The organism is Piscibacillus salipiscarius JCM 13188 (assembly GCF_001311865.1).
GTDB classification, from domain to species: domain Bacteria; phylum Bacillota; class Bacilli; order Bacillales; family Alkalibacillaceae; genus Piscibacillus; species Piscibacillus salipiscarius.
Map to the genome: position 1 here is coordinate 1 of NZ_BBCD01000035.1, position 19,461 is coordinate 19,461.

The window sequence follows — 19,461 nt, forward strand, 5'->3', positions numbered from 1 at the left end:
AAAAAGCTCAAAACATAGCTATGCTATATTTTGAGCTTATGTTGATGCTTTATGTTTTTGATATGCTTCATGTAAGGCACTTAATTCTCTTTCTAAGTTCTCAAGTATGCTTTTGCCAGTTGATTCGTTAATTAATTTAAGTCTAACAGCAAAATCAACTTCACGAGATAAGCCATACATCTGTGTATCTAAAACCTCTTCATAAAGAGGACATTGAGGCATTGTTAAGTTATCCATCTGTACTTTAATTAATTGCAAAATTTGATCCGCATCCGCCTTTAAGAGGGCTAGAGCTTGTTGATCTTCTTCAAGCGCTACATTGGATGACACGGTAATTCCCCCTTACATTTGAGCTCCTACTTTAATATATTATAGGTTATACCATTAAATGCAAGGAAACTTGTTTAACCTTAAAAGATTGACCAACTTTTCTCTTCTGCTAAGTTTTCTAAAAAACGTAACCCAACGACACTATTACCCTTTGCATTTAATGCAGGGCCAAAAACGGCTATACCTCCACTCCTTCTAAGAATTCCCATTACTGCACCTGACACTCCACTTTTAGCTGGTATACCTACATTAATAGCAAAAGTTCCTGACTCATTATACATGCCACAAGTCACCATAAACGTTTTGCATATTCTAGCAACTTGATCTGGAATTAGGACTTCATTTGTGTCTGGGTCACGTCCATCATTAGCAAAGACTGCACCCATCCTCGCTAATTGCTGAACATTCATACTTATAGCGCACTGTTTTGTATATACATCTAACAATTCTTCAACACTTCCAGTAATGACTCCGTGTTGTTTCATAAAATAACATAACGCTCTATTGAGAAATGAGGTTTCATATTCTGATTGAGCCACTTCAGGGTCATAAGTGACCGTTTCATCATTGGTTAATAAGCGCACTAATCTTAAAATTTCATTAACCATTTCCTCAGAATTTCGACCACGGATCATATTCGTTACAGCCAATGCACCAGCATTAATCATTGGATTGAAAGGTTTTGCAGGCTTCTCAACTTCTAATTTTGCAACAGAATAAAATGGGTCACTTGTTGGTTCTTTATCCACTCTTGAAAAAACCGCACGCTCTCCGTGTTGAATTAAGGCTACCGCAAGGGTAATGACTTTAGAAATACTTTGTATGGTGAAACAATATTCTGATTGACCTGAACAAATTAGATCACCTTCTAATGGATAATAAGCAACGGCATTTGTTTCAGGCTGTTGATTTGCTAAAGCTGGTATATAATCTGCAACCTTTCCGTTATTAGCGTAAATACGAACATGCTCTAGCCATTTCGATAAATCATCTTGAGTAATAGTTATCATTTATAAAACTCCTCTCGTGCATTGTGAAGAAATCTTCGTTATACTCGTAATGGACTAAAGATTTATAAGATGAGGTGACAGAATGTTAATTGTACAAATTGAAGGGAACGTTAAACACCCTATAACCTTAGATCCAACCGTATGGATATTTGATGACCGCAAAGTATTATTAGATGATGCTTTTAAAAACGAAGATTCTAATCTTAACGGTGCTTCTGCAGATAAAGATACACCGTTTAACCGCGATCAATATCAGCAACAGATTAACCCACCTATTAATGAAAGTATAAAGCGCTTTGATAAGAAAAAGGTACTTGAAAATAGTTATCTAATGCCGTTAAGTTACTTTCTACCTAATTCTGAACCGAACGAAGATGCTGCGAAAGCCATTTTACATACTGATGACGATTCAGTTGAAATTAATTTTACCCAATTAGAGAATTCTTACTTATTATTTGCTTTAAAGGGGAAAACCATTAACAGAAGATGGCCCGGTTCATTTGTACTTCGGTGATGGTAGCAATCAAAGCAATCCAATTAAAAATGTTAAAAAAATCTCAGTTGTATAGCTTTACCCAGTTAACTGTTCATGTTGAGCAGTTAACTTTTTTTATAACTTTTTTCTCATAATTACTCCTTTTCTAAGCAAACTAAAGAAAAAGGAGTATGGTTTTTATGAAATATAAAGGTTTAAATATAGCGATGCTGATTATTTTATTTTCAGCTGGATGCATGTCTCAGCAACAAGGGAATGGAAACCAAATAAATACCGATGCTGAAGTTGAACAATTAAGTGACTCCGAAATTGAGCAGTCTAATAAGCATTCGAATCGCGAAGCAGCTCAGCGTTTAGCGAAATTAGCCACACAAGTACCTGATGTTAACGACGCAAGAGTATTAGTGTTTGGTTCCTATACAATCATTGGTATTGACGTTGATGATGATTTAGACCGATCCCGCGTCGGTTCAGTAAAATATTCTGTAACGGAAGCTGTTAAGCATGACCCATTTGGTCATTATGCATTTGTGGTCGCCGACGGAGACATTATGGAACGCATTAAAAATATGAACCAAATGATTAGACAAGGGGAACCAGCTGATCAAGTCTTAGAAGAGATATCTAATATTGTAGGTAGATATCTACCGGAAACCCCTACAAAAGAAAATAACCCTAAAAAAGAAAGCCCATCACAAACGCGTGGTGATGCTAATGAAAACACAAGAAATATTCAAAAAGAACAAGATCAATCAAAAGAATAAAAGGAGTTTTCAAAATGTTTATCATGTAAAAGAATTACAATATCGAGCAAAACCAGACAAGCCTGATCCAGTTTATGCTAAAAAGTTACAAGAGGTTTTAGGGGGTCAATACGGAGAAATCTCCGTCATGATGCAGTATTTATTTCAAGGTTGGAATTGCCGAGCAGAATCTAAGTATCGAGATATGTTGTTAGATATAGGGACAGAAGAAATTGCTCATGTCGAAATGTTAGCTACGATGATAGCTCAACTCCTTGATAAAGCTCCAGTTGAAGAGCAGGAAAATGCAGCTAAAGACCCCGTCATTGAATCCGTCATGGGCGGAATGAATCCGCAACATGCTATTGTTAATGGTCTAGGTGCAAGTCCTAACGATAGTGCTGGCTACCCTTGGAATGCAAGATACACGATTGCAAGTGGGAATTTGTTAGCTGATTTTAGAGCTAACTTAAATGCTGAATCTCAAGGGCGCCTTCAAGTCGTTAGATTATATGAAATGACTGATGATGCTGGAGTTAGAGATATGCTTTCCTTCCTCATTGCTAGAGATACGATGCACCAAAATCAGTGGTTAGCTGCAATCGCAGAGCTTGAAGAGAAAGAAGGAAAAGTTACACCGAGCACATTCGAAAGACAATATGAGAAATCTGATGTTGCTTATACTTTTATGAACTGTTCTGAAGGTCAAGACAGTCAAACTGGTCGCTGGGCATCAGGTCCATCAATGGACGGATTAAGTCAGTTTAATTACGATCCTAATCCAAAAGCCCAAGGTCAAAACCCAACTTTAAATCCAGCACCTGGTTATATTCACGGAACACCAAAGTTTAATCAATAGATAAAACAAAAGAACCGCTTAAACACGGTTCTTTTGTTTATTTTGTATGCGTCTCTTCTTTTTCGTCATCTTCTTTCACTTCATTATAATATTGAACACCAAATTGGGCACCTTCTGAAACCATTTTTGAATCTTCATGATGACTCACTTCCTCTGGTTTACCTGCTTTTTCGATTGGATCTGTTTGTTCACCTAAAAGTTGGTTTTTCACTTTTTGGTATTGACCTTTAATTTTACTTTTGCGATTTTCGTCACTAAAAATATATGCGCCTACTGCTGCACTTCCAGCAGCAACAAGTGTTGTCATAATACCTTTTCTCATTTTCAACACTCCTCATTTATGTTTTCTTACTAATTGTTTTCCCTATCTTTTTATTTTAAAACATTTAAAAGGACAAACATGTTATAATGTGTCTCAAGTAGAGGTGATTAACATGCGTGTGAAATGTGTATTATGCGAACAAATTGAAAAGGTTAAACCTTATTCTTTACTAGCAAAGAAATTAAGAAAAAGACGGATTCAAACGTATATATGTAATGAATGTTATGAACGTATTAGTGAAAAGACGATCGAAAGACGTAAGAATGAAAAATTTTAAACTATATGAAGAACCAAAAGGTGACCCTCACCTATAAATAAAACGTTGCCTATATTGGCAACGTTTATTTTGCATCACGTTCACGATGGAGTCTATATCGATATATTCCTAAAACGATTGAGGTTATTATTAATACTTCTGCAATTGGCAACCCGCCAATAGCAAATATGACTAACATAAAACAACCGAAAACTAACAAAACATAAACCACAATTGATTTAAGCAAAGGTAATTTCTTTGCAAAACCTAATTTATATGTAAGCATAGCCAATAATGCTACCGTTATAAACAACAACCAAAAACCTTCTGTTCCACCTATGTCCATTAAGAAAATTTTCAACTGGTAAATAAAATTGATCTTCTAATGCATTTCCATTTTCATTCATAAAAAAATCCTCCTCTTAATCCCCCATCTATCATACATGATTCACGAAGGATTATCTAGATAGAAGTTATATGTTTTCAAATTTTGTCACATCGTGTAAACTTTAAATTGGATGAGGTGAGACTATGAATCATAGTAAAAAATGTTTATATTAGCTGTGCTCGTTATATTGTGTTTCGTTGCCACAGCCATCATGATTAGCTATCAAAATTACTTACTAATCGCATTAACTCTTTTAGCAGGATTTGGATTAATGGGTTATGGTTTTAAATTAAAACGTGATTATCAAAACAAAATTAATCTGTTCCTATAAAGGAACAGATTTTTTATTCTTTTTCTTGAATAAACGTCATAAGCGACTCATGAATAGCTTTATTCGAACAGATCACTGTATTACCTGTTAATAAGTCAAGTGAGCTTCCATCGACTCGCGTTGTCACTCCTCCAACTTCATCCACAATAATTTTTCCCGCTGCAATATCCCACGGCTGAAGCCTCATGGTAATATAAGCATCAATGATTCCTTCAGCAATGTACGCAAATTCTAATGCTGCAGACCCGTAAGAGCGGGTTCCTTTAACCTTTCTAACCAGTTCATGAATCTTTTTTCATTTAAACGTCTATTAGGAATTGCCCAGAAGTTATTTAAGCCAACTAATGCATCCGTTAATGTTTTATTCGGGTCAATTGGATCTAAACGTTTAGCATTTTTATAGGCTCCTTCCCCCTTGACCCCTTCGTACATTGTGTTGTTCATCACATCGTAAATAAGCCCAATTTCTCCGACACCATCGTGATAAATACCTACTGATATAGCAAAAAAGCGTTGTTGATGGACAAAATTCATGGTTCCGTCAATCGGGTCAATAATCCATACGGTACCGTCTAATGAATGAACCTCCTCACCCATTCCTTCTTCGCCTAATATTTTATGGTCAGGATACTTTTTTGAAATGTGGTCTACAAAGAATTGCTCAGTCTTCTGATCAATCTCCGTCACTAAGTCTTTCCGATCTCGTTTCGTATCTATTTTATAAGGTTTTTGCATTTCGGTTTTTATGAGTTCACCTGCTTCAATAACCCATTGTTTTGCTTCGTTTAAAATATGATCGCGATTTCTCATTTCTATTCCATCATCCTTTATCTTATAATCCAGTCAACTTTGTATATTATTATAAACTAGTTTGAACTTATGCTAAAATAATTTACAGACAAGTCATAAAAGGAGCGATTACTCGTGGCTAACTTTACAGGATTTAATCAAAAAGACTTTGACGTATTTAAAATTGATGGCTTAGATGAACGTATGGAAGAACTTAGAGGTCGTTTATCACCTAAGTTAGAAACCATTGCTACAGAATTAGAACCAACTGCATCTTCCCTTACAGGAGATGAAATGTTTATTCATGTTGCTAAACATGCACGCCGTACTAAGAATCCACCTAACGATACCTGGGCTGCTTTAGCAAATAGTAAGCGCGGATATAAGAAACTCCCTCATTTCCAGATTGGAATGTGGGAAACACATGTCTTTATCTGGTTTGCGGTTATTTATGAAAGTCCAATAAATCTGATTTTGCTAAAGAACTTAAAGCAAATAAAGAGCATATTTTATCTACTATTCCTGACGATTTTGTTTGGTCTAAAGATCATACGGAACCAGACACAATTAGTCATAAAGAGATGAAAAACGGTGAATTTGATCGTTTAGTTGACCGCCTTGAAAATGTCAAAAAGGCAGAAATACTTTGCGGTTTAACATTAGATCGTAAAGATTCACGTTTAAAAAATGGTGAAGAATTTATAAAACTATGTGAAGATACCTTTAAGAATTTATCGGTGTTATATGATCTTACAAAGACCATTCAATATAACTAGAACTCGGTGAAATCACCGAGTTCATTTTTAAGAGATATATTCTGGGAGCCGTCTGATTCTTTTGCTGCTTTTACGACTTGATACGGTACATAGCTTGACTGCTTTTCAAATTGTTTAAAAAGCGTCTTCTCTTCAGCTTTAGAAGGAATAACGGCTTTAAACTTCTTATACTGTTCCATTACTTTACTTGCTTTAACTTGTTTTTCGTATGCTTCTTCGATTAATTGAAAGAACTCAACCACATCGATTACTTCATGGGTTGACCAATCAGGGTCAATCGGATAATGATATTCCATCTATTTTCACAACCTTTTATTGATTCCATTTCTGCTTAATCATATGAATCTCTTTTGTAATTTGATCAAACAACTCTTGTACGGTTGGTATATCTTTTATTCTCATACTGACTTGACCTGCCCACGCAAATCCTTCTTCTTGTTTTCCCTCATAAATATATCGTCTATTCGCTTCTCCGCTAATATAATTTTTCAACCCTTCATACCCAACTTCTTTTTTCTTCTAATTCAAGTATTTGATCAGTCCAAATATTTTTTAGTGCCCTAGCAGGTGTACCTATTGACCTTTTAATTAATACCGTCGAATGCTCATTTGCATCTATCAAATTCCTTTTGTACACTTCATTTGCATGAACACATTCTTTGGTCGCAATGAACCTTGTGCCCATTTCAATACCTTCAGCCCCTAAAGCTAATGCTGCCATCAAACCACGTCCATCACTTATACCGCCAGAAGCAATGACAGGAATTTTAACTGAATCAACGACTTCTGGAGTTAAGACAAATGTTCCGATATCATCACGACCTAAATGGCCACCACCTTCATGTCCTACAACCATGACACCATCAGCACCCAGTTCTTCTGCTTTCTCTGCTTGTCTTTTGGCAGCAACTAATACTAACTTTTTCGTATCTGTCCCTTCGAACTTCTCTAGTACTGGCTTGGGGTTACCACCGGTTACGGATATGACAGGAACCTTTTCATCTACTGCAACTTGAACCATATGTTCAAATGATCGTCCGTGCTGACCAATTGCAAATCACTCCAAATGGCTTATCAGTCATTTCTTTTACTTTATGTATTTCGTTTCTTAACGCCTCTTCATTAGGTAAACTCATTGCTGTAATCTGTCCTAGCCCACCTGCATTAGAAACTGCTGCAGCTAAGTCAGCATAAGCTAAATAAGCTAACCCACCTTGAACAATTGGCAATTCGATATTTAATAACTCCGTCACTTTTGTCTTCATTTCACCACTCCCTTATAAATAATCTTACCACTATTCCTGTATTGAGAAAATCAGGAAACTTTAGACAAAAAACTCAAACGCCATTAAGCGTTTGAGTTAGATTCTTTTTCTTTTTGACAACAATCACAATTATGACTATAGATTTTTGTCACTTTAATGTGATCGAAAAAATCGATAATACGTTGGCATTTGGCGCAAACAATTGTACCCATTCATACCACTCCTTCAAATAGGATGTATTATTTAAGTTATTAATAGTATATTATGTCATACTAATTATTGCAATAGGATATTTTATTTTCTTTATAAAAATTAAAAAGCCGCCACTCAAAGTGACGGCAATCTATATTATTCTTTTGTCAATTGGATAAGATCTGGATCTAAAAAGTCATAACCTTTTTTCTTTTAAACCTTCTAAAATACCTGGTAAAGCAGCATTTGTCCATTCTCTGTCGTGCATGAGTAGATTAGCACCTTTGCCTAATTGAGGGGCATTAACCATTATTTCTTCAAGTGCTTCTTTTTCCATATAATCTGCCATAAAGTCATATCCATAAGACCAGTTCATTAACAACATACCTTCGTCTTTAACTAATTTTTCAGCATAATCGGTATTAGCTCCATGTGGTGCTCTGAAGAATTTAGGCTTTTCACCTATTACTTCTTCAATTATCTTATTAAGTTTTAAAATTTCTTTTTTTTGTTGTTTGTTTGATACTTCTCGCAAGTTTTGATGGTTATATGTATGATTTCCAATATGGAATCCCATGTCATGTATTTGTTTAACTACTTTTCTCTCTTCTTTAGTATCCATGAAATGTCCGTTCACAAAGAAAATAGCCGGTGCCTTTAATTCTTTTAAGGTTTTCGCCATCTCTATAGCATGTTCATCAGGTGCATCATCTATTGTTAATAAAACTACCTTCGGGTTAGCATCATCAATAGGTTTAAAATACCCAACATCATTCAAAAAATATTCTGGTTCTTTTTAGCTTTCTTTTCTTCTTTTGCTCTTCACTATGACTGTCATCATCTTCAGTTTTTGTATCTTCCTTAGTCTGTTCCTCTTGTTCTTTTGCTTCTATATCTTCCGAATCTTCATCAACATTTTCAGCTTCATTTTTCTTTTCTTCTTCTCCAGTTTGCCCTTCAATCTCTTCAGGCTGAGCCACTTCCTGACCATTCTCAGCACAAGCTACAAGTGCCCAACTAATTAATAAGAAAATCCCCAAAATTTTATGTTTTTCACAGATGTTTTCCCCCTTATGTCTATATATAAATTATAAACGATGAGACTTTCATTTTGAATTAGAAGTTGAAAATTGGGCAAAAGAAATATAGGAACTTAATACGTTTGGAAGGGAATGAACCGTACTCATGAAACAAAAAGTAACTAAAGTATTTTATATATCATTAGTGATTGCTATTTTATTCATTATATGGGGTATGATTTCCGAAAATACACTCCCAGAATGGAATTTAGGAAAAGTAACTGGCAATATTCAAGGATTTTTGGTTGAGAAATTCGGGTGGTTTTACTTACTTTCTGCAACCTCTTTTTTAGTCTTTGCTATATTTTTAATTGCCTCGAAGTATGGAAATATTGTCTTAGGTAAAGACGGAGATAAACCAGAGTATAATTATATTACCTGGTTTGGTATGTTATTTAGCGCTGGAATGGGGATTGGTCTAGTTTTCTGGGGGGCCACAGAGCCGATTTATCACTTTAACACACCACCATTTGCAGTTGATGGAGAAAGCGAAGCAGCTAAAGTCGCTATGCGTTATAGTTTCTTCCACTGGGGATTACACCCGTGGGCGATCTATTCTATTCTAGCTTTAGCTCTAGCATATTTTCAGTTTAGAAAAGATGCTCCTGGACTCGTTAGTAGTACATTAAAACCTTTATTTGGTGATCGAATGAATGGCGGATTTGGTACATTAGTTGATGTCATCGCTGTATTTGCAACGATATTTGGAGTTGCCACATCACTTGGTTTAGGAGCTCAACAAATCAGTAGTGGTTTAGGCATTTTATTCGATGGATTAACCAACGATTTTTCACTACAATTTATTATTATAATCGTCGTCACCATACTTTTTATGCTCTCAGCCATTACAGGCTTAGATCGTGGGATCAAATACTTAAGTACAACTAATATTGTTTTAGCGTTTATTTTGCTACTCTTTATGTTGTTTGCAGGGCCTACGAATTTCATAATGAATTTCTTCACAACTACACTTGGAAGTTATATTCAAAAGTTACCAGCTATGAGCTTTAGAATGGCTCCGTTTAATGAAGAAAATACTGGTTGGTTAGAGGGTTGGACCATATTCTATTGGGCTTGGTGGATTGCCTGGGCACCATTTGTTGCTATGTTTATAGCTCGCGTTTCAAGAGGACGTACAGTTCGTGAATTTGTGGTCGGAGTATTATTAGTACCTACTATATTTGGTGCCTTATGGTTCGCTGTATTTGGCGGCTCTGCCATTGCACTTGAATATAATAATGGAATGGATTTATTTTCAATTATTTCAGATGCCGGACAAGAAGCAGCTTTATTTACCGTATTAGAGAATTATCCATTAACGACATTAAGTTCGTTATTAACCATTCTGCTAATCAGTACATTCTTCATTACATCTGCTGACTCAGCAACATTTGTATTAGGTATGCAAACGACTGGAGGAAACCTTAACCCTGACCTAAAGGTAAAGATTGCTTGGGGGCTTGTTCAATCAGCTACAGCTGCTGTTCTATTATGGCAAGGTGGTTTAGGTGCCTTACAGACCGCATCAATTATTGCAGCGTTCCCATTTGCCTTTATTCTAATTATGGTCATCTTTTCAGTTGTGAAAGAGTTTAAAGAAGAAGCTAGAAATTATCCATTAAAACGAAAAAACCTGAAGATCGATAATTCTACCAACTGACCCAAATCATAGGGTCAGTCTTTTTTTGTGATAATTATTTAGAGCCAAAAAAGAGACTATAATCATTACGATTACAGTCTCTTTATTAATAAATAATTATTGGTTACGCAGTATGAATTGGCATGCCAAGTACCACTTCAGCAGCTTCCATAACAGCTTCACCTAATGTTGGATGAGCATGAATTGTAAGTGCTAAGTCTTCAGCAGTCATACCTGCTTCAACTGCTAATCCTAATTCAGCAATTAAATCACTTGCATTAGGTCCAGCCACTTGTGCACCAATTACTAACCCGTCAGATTTACGTGTAACTAATTTCACGAAACCATCTGAATCATTAAGTGATAACGCACGTCCATTTGCTGCAAATGGGAATTTCTTAGCGACAACTTCAAACCCAGCCTCTTTAGCGCTTTCCTCATTGTGACCAACACTAGCTAGTTCTGGATCTGAGAATACGACAGCAGGAATACCTAAGTAATCAATCTCAGATTTTTCACCACTGATCGCTTCTGCTGCAATTTTACCTTCATAAGAAGCTTTGTGAGCTAATTGTGGGCCTTCAACAATATCACCAATAGCATAGATGTTATCTAAGTTTGTACGACATTGCTTATCAATTTTAATTAGACCTTTATCATCAAGATCTAAACCAATATCTTCAAGACCCATTTCATCAGTATTTGGACGACGACCTACCGTAACTAATAGGTAATCTGCTTCAATTGTTTTCTCTTCACCTTTTACCTCGTAAGTTACTTTTACTCCGTCGTCAGTTTCCTCAACACCTTGAGCCATTGCTTCCGTAACTAACTCGACACCTTTTTTCTTAAGACGCTTCTTAACTAATTGCGTCATACCTTTTCGAAACCACCTAAGACATCTTTAGTTCCTTCTAAAATAGTAACTTCACTGCCGAAGCTAGCATATGCTCCGCCTAGCTCAGTACCAATGTATCCTCCACCAATAACAACTAATTTTTCAGGAATTTCTTTTAGGTTAATAGCTCCTGTAGAATCTAATACACGGTCTGAATAAGGGAATGGTTTAAGTTCAATTGTGCGAGAACCTGTAGCAATAATACAATTGTTAAATTTATAAGTTTGCGAATTCTTTTCATCCATAATTTTTACAGTGTTTTGATCAACAAAGTAAGCTTCACCTTTAACGATGTCTACTTTATTCGCTTTTAATAAGCTTTCTACACCGCCAGTAAGTTTATTCACAATCTTACCTTTCCATTCTTGGGTCTTATCAAAGTTTACTGAGACATTCTCAGCAACAATACCCATTTCTTCTGAATCCTTTGCATGTTCATAGCGGTGTCCTGCAGAGATTAGTGCTTTAGATGGGATACAACCTACGTTTAGACATACACCACCTAAGTTACCTTTATCAACGATAGTAACTTTTTGTCCCATTTGTGCAGCACGAATAGCTGCTACATATCCACCAGGACCTGCTCCAACGACAAGAGTATCTACTTCTTCTGGAAAATCTCCTACTACCATTATCTACGCCTCCATCATGATTAATTGTGGGTCATTTAATAAACGTTTCACATGGTTCATTGCTAGTTGAGCTGTTGCCCCATCGATCATACGATGGTCAAAGCTTAATGAAATAGCTAATACTGGTGCGACAACCACTTCACCATCACGAACAACTGGTTTTTCACCAATTCGGCCAATACCTAAGATTGCTACTTCAGGGTGGTTAATAACCGGTGTGAACCATTGTCCGCCTGCTGACCCAATATTAGTGATTGAGCAAGATGCACCTTTCATTTCTTCTGATGATAGTTTACCATCACGAGCTTTTGTTGCCAACTCGTTTACTTCGCTAGAAATATCAAAGATTGATTTACGATCAGCATCTTTTACTACTGGTACTAGTAAACCTTTATCAGTGTCCGCAGCAATACCAATGTTATAGTAATGCTTCTGGATGATCTCTTCGGTGTCATCATCAAATGAAGTATTTAATGATGGATACTTTTTAAGCGTTGAAACTAATGCTTTTACCACATAAGGAAGGTAAGTTAGCTTAATCTCTTGTTCAGCTGCAACTTCTTTGAATTTCTTACGATGGTTAACAAGTTCTGTTACATCAACTTCATCCATCAATGTTACATGTGGTGCTGTCTGTTTAGATTTAACCATTGCGTTAGCAATAGCTTTTCTAATACCACTCATTTTCTCACGAGTTTCTGGATAATCGCCAGCTGGAACGGTCTGTTTAGAACCTTTTTGTTCCTTATCTTCAGTTGATTCTTTAGCTTCTGTTTCCTGACTAGCTTCCTCTTGACCACCATCAAGATATTGATCTATATCTTCTTTTAAGATGCGGCCATTTTTTACCAGAACCTTGAACTTTACTTATATTAACATCATTGTCTCTTGCATATTTTCTTACTGATGGCATAGCAATGACACGTTTATCTTCAGATTCGTCTGTATCAGACTCAGTAGAATCCGTTTTAGGACTTTCTTCTTTGGCTTCTTCTTTTGATTCTTGTTTTGAATCATCTTTTGACTCTTCTTGTTCAGATTCTTTTTCCGATTCTTCACCATCACTTGTGTCTTCTTCATCGTCAGAATCATAGCCTTCAGCGTCAATTTTAATAATGACATCTCCAACGACTGCTGTTTCACCTTCATCTACAAGTACCTCTAAAACAGTACCTTCAACCGGTGATGGAATTTCTACAACAGCTTTATCGTTTTGCACTTCACATAACACGTCGTCTTCTTTTATTTCATCACCTTTATTGACAAACCATTTGGCTATTTCACCTTCGTGAATACCTTCACCTATATCAGGCAGTTTGAATTCGTAGGCCACTTTGTTTCCCTCCTAGTCATTAAAAGTTAATCGATTGCTTCGCTTTCTCAACAATATCTTCATAATTTGGCAGCCAAACTTCTTCTGCTTGAGAGAATGGGTATACCGTATCTGGAGCAGCTACACGTAATACTGGTGCTTCTAAATGTAAAATAGCACGTTCTTGGATCTCAGATACTACACTTGCTGCAATTCCAGCTTGTCTTTGTGCTTCTTGTACCACAACTGCACGATTGGTTTTCTTAACAGATTCTACAATTGTCTCAACATCAATTGGTGATACAGTTCTTAAGTCGATTACTTCTGCATCGATGTCTTCTTTCTCTAATTCTTCAGCAGCTTTTAAAGCTGAATGGACCATTGCACCATATGCAATTAGGGTAATATCTTTACCTTCACGCTTCACTTTTGCTTTACCAATCTCTTCAGTAAACTCATCTTCAGAAACCTCTTCACGGAATGAACGATAAAGTTTCATATGCTCTAAAAAGATAACAGGGTCATTATCTCTAATGGCTGAGATTAATAATCCTTTCGCATCATGTGGGTTTGAAGGAATAACTACTTTGAGTCCCGGTTGTTGGGCCATTAAACCTTCTAAACTATCTGCGTGTAATTCAGGTGTGTGTACACCGCCCCCAAAAGGAGAACGAATAGTAATTGGCGCATGCCATCTACCACCTGAACGATAGCGCATACGAGCAGCTTGACCACTCACAGCATCCATCGCTTCATATACGAAGCCGAAGAATTGAATTTCAGGAACAGGCCTAAACCCTTGTGTCGATAGACCAACTGACATACCGATAATTCCTGATTCAGCTAACGGCGTATCAAATACACGTTCTTCACCGAATTCTTCTTGTAAACCTTCAGTCGCACGGAATACGCCTCCGTTTTGGCCTACGTCTTCACCAAACACAAGCACATTTTCATCATTTTTAAGTTCCGTACGAAGAGCATCAGTTATTGCTTGAATCATTGTCATCTGTGCCATTGCTTACTTCGACTCCTTTTCTTTATATTCTTCCATTTGCTCTTGTAAGTTATATGGAAGTTCTTCATGCATAATATTGATTAAATCAGTCACTTTCTGTTTGTCCTGACCGTCAGCTTTCTTAATGGCTGCTTTAATTTCTTCTTTCGCTGTATCGATTACTTCATTTTCTTTTTCTTCAGACCATAAGTCTTTGCTTTCTAAGAATTTACGGAAACGAACTAATGGATCTTTTTTCTCCCATTCATCATCCATATCTTCTGTACGATAACGAGTAGGGTCATCCCCTGCCATTGTATGTGGACCATAGCGATAAGTATAAGTTTCAATAAGTGTCGGACCTTCGCCGTTAACAGCACGCTCACGAGCTTCTTTAGTAACTTGATAAACGGCTAAAACATCCATTCCATCTACTAAAACCCAGGAATTCCTGCACCGGCTGCTTTTTGTGCAACCGTTTGAGCAGCTGACTGTTTCTCAACAGGTACTGATATAGCAAATTGGTTATTTTGCACAACAAAATGGCCGGAGCCTGATAAGCACCTGCAAAGTTTATACCTTCGTAAAAGTCACCCTGTGATGCACCGCCATCACCTGTATACGTAATCGCAACATTTTTCTTACCTCGACGTTTTAGCCCTAGTGCTACACCAGCTGTTTGTGTAATTTGTGCCCCAATGATAATTTGCGGGCTCAATGCATTAACATCTTCAGGCATTTGGTTACCGTGAAAATGCCCTCTTGAGAATAAGAATGCTTGATATAATGGTAGGCCATGCCAAATTAATTGTGGTACGTCACGATAAGCTGGTAATACAAAATCTTCTTTCTCTAATGCAAAATGCGTACCAAGTTGAGATGCTTCCTGTCCAGCAGTTGGTGCATAGAAACCTAGACGTCCCTGACGATTTAATGCAATCGAACGTTGGTCTAGAACTCTTGTGTACACCATGCGACGCATTAATTCAACTAAATCATCATCTGATAAATCAGGCATCGCATCCTCGTTAACGATCTCACCATCTTCATTTAAAATTTGAATCATTTCAAACTTTTCATCGATTCCTTCAAGTGGACTTTTAAAGCTCACTATCGTCACCTCTTCCTTTCAATTAAATTCCTCATTATAGTTTGCCAAAACTGCCGAGTACTAATCGTAATTCTATACATTATGTACCCTAATATTACCTATCTTAATCATGACTGTTACAATTAAATATAAAGTAATGACTAATACAACTTCGTACTAATTGGTAGTTTATATCATACTGCAGCAAATCGTCAAACACTTTTAACTAATAGCTTTTAAGTCTAAAAACAAAAAATCTTAACCTCAAAAGATTATGCATCTGTTACATTGTATTTTTAATTCTGTAATATAACAGTTAATCATTATAAAATAAAAAAGAGCACATACCCTAAAAGGATGATGCGCTCTGTTTTAATACAATTAAGTTTAATTTTCATATTCTACATTCAAGCCTGATGCCTCATAGAATTGTTTCTTTAAATCGTTAAACTCTTGAGTTAATTTATTAAATTTCTCTTGTGCTTTTTGAACTTCATTATAACTATTATTAACTTTTTCTACCTGTGCATCTAGGTCTTTCTTTTTCAATTCCTCGTTTTTTAACATCTCATATAATTCTGCATCTAAATCTAATGAACTATTATAAGCATTGTAAAGTTCGTTAAACCCTTCGTAGCGTTCATTCATTTTATCTACCATATTAATGGCAATTTCTTTAGGCTCTTCATCTAATTCTTCAATATACTCTTGAACCTGATCAAACTCTTCTTTAGCCGCATCAATACTTTCTTTCTCTTGTTCCATTAACTTCCTGCGTTCTTCAACTAGACCAAGAGCTTCTTTAATTATAGGCTTTATTTCATCAAGTTCATTCATATTAATTTCCATCATTTTATTATATAGTTCATTCTCTTTTTCTTCTAGTTTGACTAATTCTGATTGTGCTGATTGAAATGAGCTCTCTAACTCAACAGACTTCTCTAAATGAGTGTACATATCTTCTGCTGGATTATAATCTTCAGAACAAGCTGCTAAAAAGAACATGATAAGTAATATGAGTGCTGAAGTCATCACGCGTTTCATCGTATTCCCTCTTTCTTAGATCGTATTTATATAATAAAAGTATAACATAACCAGGCATGAAAAAATAACATCAAAATATTAATATATCATAAAAACATATGATAAAATGATGATGGTATTAAGGAGAGCTGAAAGGATGAATGACATGATAACGATGGATCAAATAGTACGAGAAGGTGATCCAGTTCTAAGAGAAAAAGCTAAAGAAGTAGAACTTCCTGCATCAACAAAAGACCAAGAAACTCTTGAAGAAATGCTACAGTTTATTAAAAATAGCCAAAATGAAGAAATCGCTAAAAAATATGATTTAAGGCCTGGGGTAGGTCTAGCTGCACCCCAAATTGGACTATCGAAACGAATGCTCGCTGTACATTTTACCGATTTTAATGATCGTGAATATAGTATGGGGTTATTCAATCCCAAAATCATCAGTCATTCAGTTGAAAAAACTTATCTCAAAGGCGGAGAAGGCTGCCTAAGTGTAGACCGCGATGTGCCTGGAATTGTTCCTCGCTATGCAAGAATTACGATAAAAGGAACTAATTTAAACGATGAAGAAGTTAAGCTTCGTTTAAAAGGGTATGCAGCGATCGTATTTCAACATGAAATAGATCACTTAGACGGTATTATGTTCTATGATCATATCAACCAAAATGACCCTTTACACCCGCCTGAAAATTCAACACCAGCAGATGAAATGTAAAGTTTTCATGAGTACTGATTACAAAAATCAGTACTTTTTTATATAAATCATTTTAAAAACATAGGATTGCAGTATATAATAATAAAAGAAGATGATAATGTTAATAAATGCCTTAGTATTTTTTGTTTAGCAAGTATAATCAACTTAACTATGCATTTCATACAAATCTTCTATGAGAGGATGTATGATTCATGTTAAAAAAACTAAGAGATCGCTTAAAAAAACGTTTAAAAAAAATGGTTAGGCAATAAAAAAAACTGCCAACACATAATCATTGTTCTTTAATGCTCATTTGCATTTAGATATAGCTATACGGATAGGTAATGAACGGAGAAATATTGACAGTAAGGAGAGATAATATGATATTTAAAGTACTTTATCAAGAACATGCTGAAGAAGCACCTGTTCGAGAAGAAACCAAAACTCTTTATATTGAAGCGGAAAATGTAAGAGAAGTGCGTTCAAAGCTAGCTGATCGTAACTACAATATAGAATATGTCCAAGAATTAAGTGAGGCTCATTTAGCTTATGAACAACAATCCGAAGATTTCAAAGTGGAGAAAATATAGGAGTCGTTACGCAGATGAAATTTGTTAAAAACGATCAAGTAGCAATCTTCGCTTTAGGTGGTCTTGGTGAGATCGGTAAGAATACGTATGGAGTTCAGTTCCAAGATGAGATCATTCTGATCGATGCTGGAATTAAATTTCCTGAAGATGAATTATTAGGGATCGATTATGTCATTCCTGATTATACGTATTTAATTCAAAATCAAGACAAAATTAAAGGATTGTTTATCACACATGGACATGAAGACCACATCGGTGGTATTCCGTATTTATTAAGAGAAATCAATGTACCTATTTATGCAGGTAAGCTAGCAATCGGTTTAATTCGTAATAAATTAGAAGAACACGGATTATTACGAAATGCCGAGTTAAACACAATACAAGAAGATGACATTATTAAATTCCGTAAAACTTCCGTTAGTTTTTTCCGTACGACACACAGTATTCCAGATTCGTACGGTATTGTCGTAAAGACGCCTCCAGGAAATATTGTTCATACTGGAGATTTCAAATTTGATTTTACTCCTGTCGGGGAGCCAGCTAATTTAGCAAAAATGGCAGAAATCGGTTCAGAAGGTGTACTATGTTTGTTATCTGATAGTACAAATAGTGAAGTACCGGGCTTTACTTTATCTGAAAGAGTTGTCGGAGAAAGCATACACGATATATTCGGTAAAGTTGAAGGCCGAGTCATATTTGCAACATTTGCATCCAATATTTATCGTCTACAACAAGTCGTTGAAGCTGCTACGAATAATGGACGAAAAATATGTGTATTTGGACGCAGCATGGAGAACTCCATTCGAATCGGACAAGAACTAGGTTATATTCGTGCACCGAAAGACACCTTTATTGAACCAAACGAAATTAATAAATTACCTAGTGATGAAGTTTGTATCTTATGTACTGGTTCCCAGGGTGAATCATTAGCAGCTTTATCAAGAATTGCTAATGGAACTCACAGACACATACAAATTCAACCAGATGACACAGTTGTTTTCTCATCTTCTCCTATTCCGGGGAATACGATTAGTGTTAATCGTAGTATTAATAAACTATACCGTGCCGGAGCTAACGTTATTCATGGATCATTAAATGACATTCATACCTCTGGTCACGGCGGACAAGAAGAACAGAAATTAATGCTAAGACTGCTAAAACCAAAATATTTCATGCCAATCCACGGTGAATATCGCATGTTAGCTGAACACACTAAGTTAGCTAGAGATTGCGGAGTTAACCTAAATAACTCATTTGTCATGGACAATGGAGATGTTCTAGCCATTGGCAATAAACACGTTGGTGTTGCTGGTAAAATTCCATCAGGTTCTGTTTATGTTGATGGTAGTGGAATTGGAGATATTGGTAACATCGTCTTACGAGACCGTAGAATCCTTTCTGAAGAAGGTTTAGTAGTTGTCGTTGTTAGCATTAATATGAAAGAATTCAAAATTGCATCAGGACCTGACATTATTTCTAGAGGGTTTGTCTACATGCGAGAATCTGAAGACTTGATTAAAGAAGCTCAAGTACTTGTTTCGAAGCATTTAGATAAAGTGATGGAACGACGTACATCTCAATGGTCTGAAATCAAAAACGAAATCACAGATACGATTCAGCCGTTCTTATATGAGAAAACAAAACGTCGTCCTATGATTTTACCGATTATAATGGAAGTTTAATAAAACATTACCTATCCAAAATAGCCAAAAAACTCGCTAATGAATTAGCGAGTTTTTTC

Annotated in this window: 22 protein-coding genes and 5 pseudogenes; 10 read left to right on the plus strand and 17 right to left on the minus strand. The window is 36.0% G+C overall.

Features of this window, described 5'->3' with window-relative positions:
• Nucleotides 1–36 precede the first annotated feature (36 nt).
• Nucleotides 37–330 carry an Fpa/YlaN family protein gene (locus JCM13188_RS16375; RefSeq protein WP_054754971.1) on the minus strand — a complete coding sequence of 98 codons (294 nt, stop codon included), beginning with the start codon at nt 328–330 and terminating at the stop codon, nt 37–39.
• 80 nt (nt 331–410) lie between these two features.
• Nucleotides 411–1,340, minus strand: a complete 930-nt coding sequence (glsA, locus tag JCM13188_RS16380) for a glutaminase A (protein WP_054754972.1) — start codon at nt 1,338–1,340, stop codon at nt 411–413.
• Nucleotides 1,341–1,422: 82 nt separating this feature from the next.
• Between glsA and JCM13188_RS16385 the strand changes: the two genes are divergently transcribed.
• The 3 genes from JCM13188_RS16385 (at nt 1,423) to JCM13188_RS16395 (ending at nt 3,438) form a co-directional block, all read left to right on the plus strand.
• Nucleotides 1,423–1,854 (plus strand): hypothetical protein, encoded by a 432-nt coding sequence (locus tag JCM13188_RS16385; protein ID WP_279402020.1) that lies wholly within the window; start codon nt 1,423–1,425, stop codon nt 1,852–1,854.
• Nucleotides 1,855–2,015: 161 nt separating this feature from the next.
• A complete protein-coding gene (locus JCM13188_RS16390) occupies nt 2,016–2,600 on the plus strand; it encodes a YhcN/YlaJ family sporulation lipoprotein (protein WP_054754973.1) in 585 nt (194 codons plus the stop codon).
• Nucleotides 2,551–3,438 carry a manganese catalase gene (locus tag JCM13188_RS16395; RefSeq protein ID WP_279402021.1) on the plus strand — a complete coding sequence of 296 codons (888 nt, stop codon included), beginning with the start codon at nt 2,551–2,553 and terminating at the stop codon, nt 3,436–3,438. Before JCM13188_RS16390 ends, JCM13188_RS16395 begins: the two co-directional genes overlap by 50 nt.
• A 37-nt stretch (nt 3,439–3,475) precedes the next feature.
• Here the strand turns inward: JCM13188_RS16395 and JCM13188_RS16400 are convergent, their stop codons facing one another.
• Nucleotides 3,476–3,760 (minus strand): YbyB family protein, encoded by a 285-nt coding sequence (locus tag JCM13188_RS16400; RefSeq protein ID WP_054754974.1) that lies wholly within the window; start codon nt 3,758–3,760, stop codon nt 3,476–3,478.
• Between the two features lie 112 nt (nt 3,761–3,872).
• On the opposite strand from JCM13188_RS16400, the gene JCM13188_RS19835 reads away from it, so the two are divergent.
• Entirely contained in the window at nt 3,873–4,037 is a 165-nt protein-coding gene (locus JCM13188_RS19835) for a YlaI family protein (protein WP_279402022.1), read from the plus strand.
• Between the two features lie 64 nt (nt 4,038–4,101).
• Here JCM13188_RS19835 and JCM13188_RS21535 read toward each other — a convergent pair whose 3' ends face one another.
• Together JCM13188_RS21535 and JCM13188_RS19840 are read right to left on the minus strand one after the other, a co-directional pair.
• Complete coding sequence (locus JCM13188_RS21535) at nt 4,102–4,302, minus strand: YlaH-like family protein (RefSeq protein ID WP_369405111.1); 201 nt, start codon at nt 4,300–4,302, stop codon at nt 4,102–4,104.
• Nucleotides 4,289–4,423 (minus strand): hypothetical protein, encoded by a 135-nt coding sequence (locus JCM13188_RS19840; RefSeq protein WP_279402023.1) that lies wholly within the window; start codon nt 4,421–4,423, stop codon nt 4,289–4,291. Before JCM13188_RS19840 ends, JCM13188_RS21535 begins: the two co-directional genes overlap by 14 nt.
• Nucleotides 4,424–4,564: 141 nt before the next feature.
• On the opposite strand from JCM13188_RS19840, the gene JCM13188_RS21540 reads away from it, so the two are divergent.
• Nucleotides 4,565–4,735, plus strand: a complete 171-nt coding sequence (locus tag JCM13188_RS21540; protein WP_369405109.1) for a DUF5325 family protein — start codon at nt 4,565–4,567, stop codon at nt 4,733–4,735.
• Between the two features lie 13 nt (nt 4,736–4,748).
• On the opposite strand, the gene JCM13188_RS21545 is transcribed toward JCM13188_RS21540, so the two are convergent.
• Both JCM13188_RS21545 and JCM13188_RS16410 read right to left on the minus strand, forming a co-directional pair.
• On the minus strand, nt 4,749–5,024 hold the full coding sequence (locus tag JCM13188_RS21545; protein WP_369405112.1) for an inositol monophosphatase family protein: 276 nt from the start codon (nt 5,022–5,024) through the stop codon (nt 4,749–4,751).
• A complete protein-coding gene (locus tag JCM13188_RS16410; protein ID WP_369405110.1) occupies nt 4,967–5,545 on the minus strand; it encodes an inositol monophosphatase family protein in 579 nt (192 codons plus the stop codon). The genes JCM13188_RS21545 and JCM13188_RS16410 overlap by 58 nt, the downstream gene beginning before the upstream one ends.
• 114 nt (nt 5,546–5,659) lie before the next feature.
• On the opposite strand from JCM13188_RS16410, the pseudogene JCM13188_RS16415 reads away from it, so the two are divergent.
• Nucleotides 5,660–6,300, plus strand: a pseudogene (locus tag JCM13188_RS16415) (YktB family protein).
• On the opposite strand, the gene JCM13188_RS16420 reads toward JCM13188_RS16415, so the two are convergent.
• The 5 genes and pseudogenes from JCM13188_RS16420 to JCM13188_RS16435 form a co-directional block, all read right to left on the minus strand.
• Nucleotides 6,297–6,596, minus strand: coding sequence for a UPF0223 family protein (locus JCM13188_RS16420; RefSeq protein WP_054754976.1), 300 nt, complete (start codon nt 6,594–6,596; stop codon nt 6,297–6,299). The pseudogene JCM13188_RS16415 and the gene JCM13188_RS16420 sit on opposite strands and share 4 nt — an antisense overlap.
• A 16-nt stretch (nt 6,597–6,612) precedes the next feature.
• A pseudogene (locus tag JCM13188_RS16425) lies at nt 6,613–7,565 on the minus strand (NAD(P)H-dependent flavin oxidoreductase).
• A gap of 83 nt (nt 7,566–7,648) precedes the next feature.
• Nucleotides 7,649–7,777: a GapA-binding peptide SR1P gene (locus tag JCM13188_RS19845; protein WP_279402024.1), complete on the minus strand. Its 129-nt coding sequence runs from the start codon at nt 7,775–7,777 to the stop codon at nt 7,649–7,651.
• A 176-nt stretch (nt 7,778–7,953) separates the two neighbouring features.
• On the minus strand, nt 7,954–8,535 hold the full coding sequence (locus tag JCM13188_RS16430) for a polysaccharide deacetylase family protein (RefSeq protein WP_054754977.1): 582 nt from the start codon (nt 8,533–8,535) through the stop codon (nt 7,954–7,956).
• Nucleotides 8,528–8,797 (minus strand): hypothetical protein, encoded by a 270-nt coding sequence (locus tag JCM13188_RS16435; RefSeq protein WP_054754978.1) that lies wholly within the window; start codon nt 8,795–8,797, stop codon nt 8,528–8,530. Before JCM13188_RS16435 ends, JCM13188_RS16430 begins: the two co-directional genes overlap by 8 nt.
• Before the next feature lie 145 nt (nt 8,798–8,942).
• Here JCM13188_RS16435 and JCM13188_RS16440 point away from each other — a divergent pair, with 145 nt between their 5' ends.
• On the plus strand, nt 8,943–10,496 hold the full coding sequence (locus JCM13188_RS16440; protein ID WP_054754979.1) for a glycine betaine uptake BCCT transporter: 1,554 nt from the start codon (nt 8,943–8,945) through the stop codon (nt 10,494–10,496).
• 103 nt (nt 10,497–10,599) lie between these two features.
• Here the strand turns inward: JCM13188_RS16440 and lpdA are convergent.
• The 5 genes and pseudogenes from lpdA to JCM13188_RS16465 form a co-directional block, all read right to left on the minus strand.
• Nucleotides 10,600–12,005 (minus strand): annotated as a pseudogene (lpdA, locus tag JCM13188_RS16445) (dihydrolipoyl dehydrogenase).
• Between the two features lie 3 nt (nt 12,006–12,008).
• A pseudogene (locus JCM13188_RS16450) lies at nt 12,009–13,338 on the minus strand (dihydrolipoamide acetyltransferase family protein).
• Between the two features lie 19 nt (nt 13,339–13,357).
• Nucleotides 13,358–14,335 carry an alpha-ketoacid dehydrogenase subunit beta gene (locus tag JCM13188_RS16455; RefSeq protein WP_054754980.1) on the minus strand — a complete coding sequence of 326 codons (978 nt, stop codon included), beginning with the start codon at nt 14,333–14,335 and terminating at the stop codon, nt 13,358–13,360.
• Nucleotides 14,336–14,338: 3 nt separating this feature from the next.
• Nucleotides 14,339–15,380 (minus strand): annotated as a pseudogene (gene pdhA, locus JCM13188_RS16460) (pyruvate dehydrogenase (acetyl-transferring) E1 component subunit alpha).
• 411 nt (nt 15,381–15,791) lie between these two features.
• Complete coding sequence (locus JCM13188_RS16465) at nt 15,792–16,448, minus strand: YkyA family protein (RefSeq protein ID WP_054754981.1); 657 nt, start codon at nt 16,446–16,448, stop codon at nt 15,792–15,794.
• A gap of 145 nt (nt 16,449–16,593) precedes the next feature.
• On the opposite strand from JCM13188_RS16465, the gene def reads away from it, so the two are divergent.
• The 3 genes from def to rnjA all read left to right on the plus strand — a co-directional run bounded on the left by def (nt 16,594) and on the right by rnjA (nt 19,402).
• Entirely contained in the window at nt 16,594–17,151 is a 558-nt protein-coding gene (gene def / locus JCM13188_RS16470) for a peptide deformylase (RefSeq protein ID WP_054754985.1), read from the plus strand.
• Between the two features lie 359 nt (nt 17,152–17,510).
• Entirely contained in the window at nt 17,511–17,720 is a 210-nt protein-coding gene (locus JCM13188_RS16475) for a DNA-dependent RNA polymerase subunit epsilon (protein ID WP_054754982.1), read from the plus strand.
• A gap of 14 nt (nt 17,721–17,734) precedes the next feature.
• A complete protein-coding gene (gene rnjA, locus JCM13188_RS16480; RefSeq protein ID WP_054754983.1) occupies nt 17,735–19,402 on the plus strand; it encodes a ribonuclease J1 in 1,668 nt (555 codons plus the stop codon).
• The last annotated feature ends 59 nt before the right edge of the window (nt 19,403–19,461 follow it).